The organism is Sporosarcina sp. ZBG7A (genome assembly GCF_000813425.1).
Taxonomy (GTDB): domain Bacteria; phylum Bacillota; class Bacilli; order Bacillales_A; family Planococcaceae; genus Sporosarcina.
The window spans coordinates 65,835-72,203 of the sequence record NZ_JWIB01000014.1; the positions used below are offsets into that span (position 1 = coordinate 65,835).

At 43.0% G+C, this 6,369-nt stretch carries 7 protein-coding genes and 9 tRNA genes; 4 read left to right on the top strand and 12 right to left on the bottom strand.

Going from position 1 to position 6,369, the window contains the following annotated elements; all coding sequences use genetic code 11:
* Nucleotides 1-5: 5 nt before the first annotated feature.
* Genes RL70_RS06340 through RL70_RS06350 form a run of 3 tightly spaced genes read left to right on the top strand, consistent with a single transcriptional unit; the run spans nt 6 to nt 1,771 of the window.
* The gene (locus RL70_RS06340) at nt 6-431 is read left to right on the top strand and encodes a disulfide oxidoreductase (RefSeq protein ID WP_039042582.1); all 426 of its coding nucleotides are present in this window, start codon (nt 6-8) and stop codon (nt 429-431) included.
* Between the two features lie 3 nt (nt 432-434).
* Nucleotides 435-908 (top strand): co-chaperone YbbN, encoded by a 474-nt coding sequence (locus RL70_RS06345; protein ID WP_039042583.1) that lies wholly within the window; start codon nt 435-437, stop codon nt 906-908.
* Between the two features lie 23 nt (nt 909-931).
* Nucleotides 932-1,771 (top strand): RluA family pseudouridine synthase, encoded by an 840-nt coding sequence (locus RL70_RS06350; RefSeq protein WP_039042584.1) that lies wholly within the window; start codon nt 932-934, stop codon nt 1,769-1,771.
* Nucleotides 1,772-1,820: 49 nt separating this feature from the next.
* Here RL70_RS06350 and RL70_RS06355 read toward each other — a convergent pair whose 3' ends face one another.
* From RL70_RS06355 to queG, 3 genes are all read right to left on the bottom strand, one after another.
* Complete coding sequence (locus RL70_RS06355; protein WP_039042585.1) at nt 1,821-2,648, bottom strand: aldo/keto reductase; 828 nt, start codon at nt 2,646-2,648, stop codon at nt 1,821-1,823.
* Nucleotides 2,649-2,976: 328 nt separating this feature from the next.
* A complete protein-coding gene (gene trmL, locus RL70_RS06360; protein ID WP_039042586.1) occupies nt 2,977-3,450 on the bottom strand; it encodes a tRNA (uridine(34)/cytosine(34)/5-carboxymethylaminomethyluridine(34)-2'-O)-methyltransferase TrmL in 474 nt (157 codons plus the stop codon).
* 14 nt (nt 3,451-3,464) lie between these two features.
* Nucleotides 3,465-4,610: a tRNA epoxyqueuosine(34) reductase QueG gene (gene queG, locus RL70_RS06365; RefSeq protein WP_039042595.1), complete on the bottom strand. Its 1,146-nt coding sequence runs from the start codon at nt 4,608-4,610 to the stop codon at nt 3,465-3,467.
* A 54-nt stretch (nt 4,611-4,664) separates the two neighbouring features.
* On the opposite strand from queG, the gene RL70_RS06370 reads away from it, so the two are divergent.
* Entirely contained in the window at nt 4,665-5,387 is a 723-nt protein-coding gene (locus tag RL70_RS06370) for a B3/4 domain-containing protein (RefSeq protein WP_039042587.1), read from the top strand.
* A 128-nt stretch (nt 5,388-5,515) separates the two neighbouring features.
* Here the strand turns inward: RL70_RS06370 and RL70_RS06375 are convergent.
* From RL70_RS06375 to RL70_RS06415, 9 genes are all read right to left on the bottom strand, one after another.
* Nucleotides 5,516-5,596: transfer RNA gene (locus RL70_RS06375), tRNA-Leu, on the bottom strand.
* A gap of 34 nt (nt 5,597-5,630) precedes the next feature.
* Nucleotides 5,631-5,704 (bottom strand) — tRNA-Cys (locus RL70_RS06380).
* 10 nt (nt 5,705-5,714) lie between these two features.
* A tRNA-Gly gene (locus RL70_RS06385) sits at nt 5,715-5,789 on the bottom strand.
* A gap of 6 nt (nt 5,790-5,795) precedes the next feature.
* Nucleotides 5,796-5,867, bottom strand: a tRNA-Gln gene (locus RL70_RS06390).
* A 13-nt stretch (nt 5,868-5,880) separates the two neighbouring features.
* Nucleotides 5,881-5,953, bottom strand: a tRNA-His gene (locus RL70_RS06395).
* A 44-nt stretch (nt 5,954-5,997) separates the two neighbouring features.
* Nucleotides 5,998-6,071 (bottom strand) — tRNA-Trp (locus tag RL70_RS06400).
* 8 nt (nt 6,072-6,079) lie between these two features.
* Nucleotides 6,080-6,164: transfer RNA gene (locus RL70_RS06405), tRNA-Tyr, on the bottom strand.
* Nucleotides 6,165-6,177: 13 nt separating this feature from the next.
* Nucleotides 6,178-6,253, bottom strand: a tRNA-Thr gene (locus tag RL70_RS06410).
* An 8-nt stretch (nt 6,254-6,261) separates the two neighbouring features.
* A tRNA-Phe gene (locus RL70_RS06415) sits at nt 6,262-6,334 on the bottom strand.
* Between the last annotated feature and the right edge of the window lie 35 nt (nt 6,335-6,369).

Sequence of the window (6,369 nt, forward strand, 5' to 3'; positions counted from 1 at the left end):
ACGAAATGAACAAGCGTTTGGAAAATTTGTTACTCCTGATCTGGACCGTTGCGTTAGTCGCAACATTGGGTTCCTTATACTATTCAGAAGTTAAAGGTTTCACCCCATGTCTATACTGCTGGTACCAGCGTATCTTGATGTATCCGATTGTTCTAATTGCGGGTATTGCACTTATCCAGAAGAATGGACGTATTGCGTTGACAACAGCGACATTTAGCATCATCGGCGCTTGCTTGTCGGCTTATCATTATGCAACACAAAAGCTTAGCTTCTTCCATGAACATGCAGGAACGTGTGGAGATGTTCCTTGCACAGCACAATACGTGAATTATTTAGGTTTTATCACCATCCCATTCATGGCATTCGTTGCATTTGCTTTGATATTCATTGCAAGTGTTATGATGCTAAAACAGTTGAAGGAGACGAAATAATCTATGAAGAAATTATTGATCATTGGTGGGATTATCGTTGTGTTTTTTGTTGCGATCATCGTACTTACAACGGCTTCAAATAAATCGAAGTTAGCTGACAATCCCTATGGTACAGACGATTTAGAGAAGTCCACGATTGACTTGATCGGCAATGAAAACTACGACAGCATTACACTGCCAGATGCAACGTTTAAGAAAATTGAATCTGGTGAACCTACTACGGTGTACTACTTCCATCCAGAATGTCACTACTGCATGGAGATGACCCCTATTCTCATGCCCATTGCAAAAGAAGAAGGCGTGAAAATCAATCAGTACAATATGCTTGAGTTTGGTGAAGAAGTAAAAGAGAAATATGGTATTGAAGCATGGCCAGCACTTGTCCAATATGAGAATGGCAAAGAAGTCGGCCGACTTGTTGGATTGCAACCAGAAGAAAATATCCACGCATTCTTTAATGAGTATTACGGAAAGTGAGCAACAGAAAAGAGGACATATTAATGACATCATTTACGTACACAGCGAAAGACTCTGATGGTACACTTGAACAATTATTGCGGGATGACTGGCAAGCAGGAAAGAAAAACATTCACGAATTACGGATGGCAAATGCCGTGACGGATTCAGAGGGAGTTCCTGTCGTATGGCGCACTCCACTAGTAGCAGGAACTGAGTTAACGTTTCAGTTACCCGAAGCACACTCTGAATACGCACCATTAGATGTACCAGGAGTGAAAGTTCTTACAGAAGATGATCACTTCATGGCTGTTTTCAAACCTGATGGCATTGCCGTTCATCCTGACGGGACTAGCCGTGAAGCAACGATGATGAATGCAGTAATCGCCCATGTACAAGCGACAGGCGGTACGTACGCAGAGCATATTCAACGTCTTGATAAAGGTACGTCTGGTGTTGTCATCGTCGCAAAACATCCAATGGCCAAAGCTATGTTTGACAGAATGATTGCTTCCAACGAGATTACCCGTCTCTACCATGCTGAAGTGGAAGGTCGATTGAAACGGTTGAAAGGCAGTGTCAATATGCCGATTGGTCGTGATCGACATCACCCAACACGTCGCCGAATTTCAATGTCAGGTCAATCTGCGGTAACTCACTTCAAAGTGATTGAGCGTAAAGAACAAACAACTATGATCGAAGCGACCCTCGACACAGGACGGACACACCAAATCCGTGTTCATATGGCTCACTTAGGTCATCCAGTAGTTGGAGATAACTTGTATGAAGCAGCAGCTCTTCCAGACGGTACGTATCGTTTAACCGCTGTAGAAACTTCTTTTGTTCATCCATTTACGGGTGAAAAAATTGTGATTACTGTTTAATGAATAGCTAAAAGCGGCATGGGAATAGTATCCCATGCCGCTTTTTCATTTATCCGATTGTATCGGGGTCTGTACCTGTTCTTTCATCACGGTTCAGTTCATCAATCATTTTCATCTCTTCGGCTGTTAAGACAAAGTCACCGATTTGACTGTTTTCCAAAATTCGTTCTGGAGTAACGGATTTTGGAATGACGATTAAATCTTTCTGTAGATGCCAGCGAATGATTACTTGTGTCGCCGTCTTATGATGTGTTTTCCCGATTTCACCTAAAACAGCGTTGTCCAAAAGCTGTCCACGCGCAAGTGGAGACCAAGACGTTACTGCAATATCCTGTTGAGCACAGTAATTACGCAAAGGGACTTGAGTTAGCAAAGGATGTAACTCAACCTGGTTAACCATTGGCGCAATGTTCGCCGTGACTGACAGTTTTTCGAGATGGTGGATATGGTGATTGGAGACACCTGGTACTCGAATCAGCTTTTCTTCATACAATCGTTCAATGGCACGGTACGTATCTACGAACGTTCCGCTGACCGGCCAATGCGTCAAGTATAAGTCCAAATAGTCGAGCTTTAATTTTTTTAAGGATGTTTCAAACGCCCTTAGGGTTTGATCGTACCCTTGATCGGAATTCCATACTTTAGATGTGATGAAAAGCTCATTGCGGGAAATCCCTGAAGCACGGATCGCCTCTCCTGTTTCTGTCTCATTTTCGTAAATCGCTGCTGTATCAACCGCACGATATCCATGCTCCAATGCATAAGTGATTGCTTCAACTGTTTGCATGGAATCCGTCATTTTATAAACACCTAGTCCAAAACGAGGCATATGTACTCCGTTCGCAAGTTGTTTCGTTTCTGAATAGGTAGCTGCCATAGTAGTACCACTCCTTTATTTTCGCGTATTTCTTATTTTAATCATATCATTCGTCAGGAGTACTGAACACGAATACGCAATAGAATTTGTCAGACACTTGTCATATATTTTAAAGTGAGTCATTTCCTTTTTGTTGCGGTTCCGGTATAATGATGTTAGAACAACTGATTCAACAGGAGGGTATCTGATGAGACTAATTCTAATCATGGGTGTCTGCTTCGCATTCCTATCCGCAATCTTCACAGGCGGTTATGCTGACAAGCCAGGCAAAGTGAAAAAATAACACATTAAAAAGGATGCAGCTCTAATTAGAGCTGCATCCTTTTTTTTAGTGTAAGCCTGGGTAACCTTGTTGACGCAACGCTTCATATACGAGTATCGCCGCAGTGTTGGATAGGTTCAATGATCGTATATGTTCATTCATAGGAATTCGAAGACACGTATCTGAATGGGCTTCGGTAACCTCAGTCGGCAATCCAGTAGTTTCTTTTCCAAAGACAAAGAAGATATCTTGATCGACATTTGAAAAGTCGAAATCGGAGAAAGTCTTTGTCCCAAACTTGGTGATAAAATAGAAAATTCCTTCAGGATATTTCTCGAACAATTGATTGATGCCACCGTGATACGTAATATCAACATGTTCCCAATAATCTAGTCCTGCTCGTTTCAACATTTTATCATCCGTTGAAAAGCCGAGGGGTTCAATTAAATGTAATTTTGCTCCAGTGCCTGCACAAGTTCGTGCAATATTGCCAGTGTTGGCCGGAATAAGCGGTTCAAATAGCGCTACGTGTATTGGCATAATTCCACTTCCTTCTATTCAGTTACAGTCATCTTCATGACTGCTTTTTTAATTTCCTCAAGTACAGTATCATCTGTTTCAGTTTCTGTCTCTAATACTTGTTCAAGTGCTAGTCGTCCACTTTCAGTTCCTATTTCCCCTATAGCCCATGCGCACGTATTGCGGATCATAGGACGTGGATCTGTTTTTAGCAAATTCACAAAATCTGGGATTGCTGCTTCTTCTTTAAAATGTGCTAAAGCTAAGATCGCATTTCGCTGGATAGGATTTTTTCCTCTCCAAGAACCTGACATATGACCAAAAGTTCCTTTAAATTGCCGATTTGATAACTTTAAAATCGGTTGGAGAAGAGGCTTTACGAGCTCTGCCTCAGGTACGAATGATTCTTGCTCTAAATTATATTTCCGCTTATTTTTTGGGCATACAGTTTGACAAGTATCACACCCATAGATGCGATTCCCCACCTCTTTACGAAATTCTTCAGGAATTGGCTGCTTCGTTTGCGTCAAGAAAGCAATACAACGCTGCGCATTCAATTGTCCACCTTGTATTAAGGCTCCTGTCGGACATGCATCCAGACACAATGTACAATCTCCACATTGATCCTCCATCGGCACATCAGGTTCAAAAGGTAAATTCGTAATCATCTCACCTAAATAGACATATGAACCGAACTCTGGTGTAATAATAGAACAATTTTTCGCAGACCACCCGATACCTGCACGTTCTGCAACTGCCCGATCCGCGAGTTCTCCCGTATCGACCATAGAACGCGTTTTCACTTCAGAAGAACGCTCATGTAAGAACACTTCCAATAACGCTAACTTTTCACGTAAGACTGTATGATAATCAGTTCCCCACGAAGCTCGGCAAAACATCCCACGCCGCTCCCCCTTCTTCCCTTTCGGTGCATCAGTCATCTTGGAAGGATAGGCAACCGCAATGGAAATGATACTCTCTGCACGATCTAATAGCAAAGTAGGCTCTGTCCTTTTTTCAACATCACTTTCTTCAAATCCTGATTGATAGCCAAGATCCTGTTGTCGTTTCAATCGGTTTTTCAACTCCAAGAATGGAGCTGCTGTTGTAAAACCGATTTTATCGATACCAATCTCTGATGCATAGGCAACTAAGTCTTGTTGCAACTGAGCGATATTCACCATCTGCCACCTCCCTTATGATAAACTTGAGAAAAATAGGAACAGGGTGATTTTATGAAATTTCATATAGAACCTGCAATATTTGATGAAGTTCCTGAATTCAAAGTAGCCATCATCCATTATAACAGGACAACCGTATCAGATTCCCCTCAAATGCTAAAAGGAAGACTTCAATTATTTCAGGAACAACTTTTCTTTGAACTTGAGGAACGCTCATTTAATGAGATCGACGGAATCCGAGAATGGCGCAAGGTTTGGAAAGCACTAGGCGCAGATCCCAATCGTTATCGTCCTTCTGTTGAAGCATTATATAGACGTGTCAGTAAACAAGATTATCTGAAAAGCCATTCAAGTGCAATCGACTTGAATACCTTGTTCAGTCTTCAATATGGAATTCCTTCTGGTATGTATAATCGTGAAACACTTTTTGGTGATATTCGTGTGACCACGGGACAAGCAGAAGATGGATACGACGGATTAAACGGTAGATTCAATTCATTACATAACATTCTAATTCTGAAGGATGGATACAGTCCATTCGGCAGCCCCTATGTTGATTCTGTCCGAAGTGCAATCACGGAAGAGACAACAGAAATACTTCATGTACTATTCCTTCGACCTGAAATGGGTGTAGAAGAAGCACAAAGCTTAGCAAATGCGTGTGGGACCATGTTTACTAGCATCAATGGAGGCGAGGCAACAGCAAGCATTCTACATCAGGGCAAACCTTCTATCGAGGTGCCTGACTTAACACCTCATGAGAGATCTAATTATTGAACAGCATTCACCAATTTTATAAATGCAATAATTGAAACCCGCCGACTCTCCTCAAAGCGGGTTTTTTTCATGAAGAGTAAAATTAATGAAAATAAAAAAAGAACAACCGAAGTTGTCCTTTTCTAAGATACCCGAGGCCGGACTTGAACCGGCACGCCTTACGGCATCGCATTTTGAGTGCGACGTGTCTGCCATTCCACCACTCGGGCAAACTATAAAAATAATAAAACGGAAACCAATTAATGGAGGCGGCAACCGGAATCGAACCGGTGGTAAGGGTGTTGCAGACCCGTGCCTTACCGCTTGGCTATGCCGCCGTAGAATAAGTGGAGCGGAAGACGGGATTCGAACCCGCGACCCCGACCTTGGCAAGGTCGTATTCTACCACTGAACTACTTCCGCTAATAACTGGGGTAGCTGGATTCGAACCAACGAGTGACGGAGTCAAAGTCCGTTGCCTTACCGCTTGGCTATACCCCAAAAATAAAAAAGGGGCGGCTGAGGGGAATTGAACCCCCGAGTGCCGGAATCACAATCCGGTGCGTTAACCACTTCGCCACAACCGCCATAATAATAATGATGTTTCAAGTCAAGAGACAAGTAAGATAAATGGCAGGGGCAGTAGGAATCGAACCCACACCAAAGGTTTTGGAGACCTCTATTCTACCGTTAAACTATGCCCCTGTAAAAAATGGTGGTGGGGGACGGATTCGAACCGCCGAACCCGGAGGGAGCGGATTTACAGTCCGCCGCGTTTAGCCACTTCGCTACCCCACCATAGGGAATTTCATGGTGCCGGCGAAAGGAATTGAACCCTCAACCTACTGATTACAAGTCAGTTGCTCTACCAGTTGAGCTACACCGGCATATAAGATGGCTCAGGACGGAATCGAACCGCCGACACAAGGATTTTCAGTCCTTTGCTCTACCGACTGAGCTACTGAGCCATATTGTTTTAAAGAAAATGGCGGTCCCGACCGGG

What these genes read in the sequence shown, in the direction of transcription:
- RL70_RS06340 (WP_039042582.1), top strand. Translation starts at nt 6, where the DNA reads ATGAACAAGCGTTTGGAAAATTTGTTACTCCTGATCTGGACCGTTGCG.
- RL70_RS06345 (WP_039042583.1), top strand. Translation starts at nt 435, where the DNA reads ATGAAGAAATTATTGATCATTGGTGGGATTATCGTTGTGTTTTTTGTT.
- RL70_RS06350 (WP_039042584.1), top strand. Translation starts at nt 932, where the DNA reads ATGACATCATTTACGTACACAGCGAAAGACTCTGATGGTACACTTGAA.
- RL70_RS06355 (WP_039042585.1), bottom strand. Translation starts at nt 2,648, where the DNA reads ATGGCAGCTACCTATTCAGAAACGAAACAACTTGCGAACGGAGTACAT.
- trmL (WP_039042586.1), bottom strand. Translation starts at nt 3,450, where the DNA reads ATGCCAATACACGTAGCGCTATTTGAACCGCTTATTCCGGCCAACACT.
- RL70_RS06370 (WP_039042587.1), top strand. Translation starts at nt 4,665, where the DNA reads ATGAAATTTCATATAGAACCTGCAATATTTGATGAAGTTCCTGAATTC.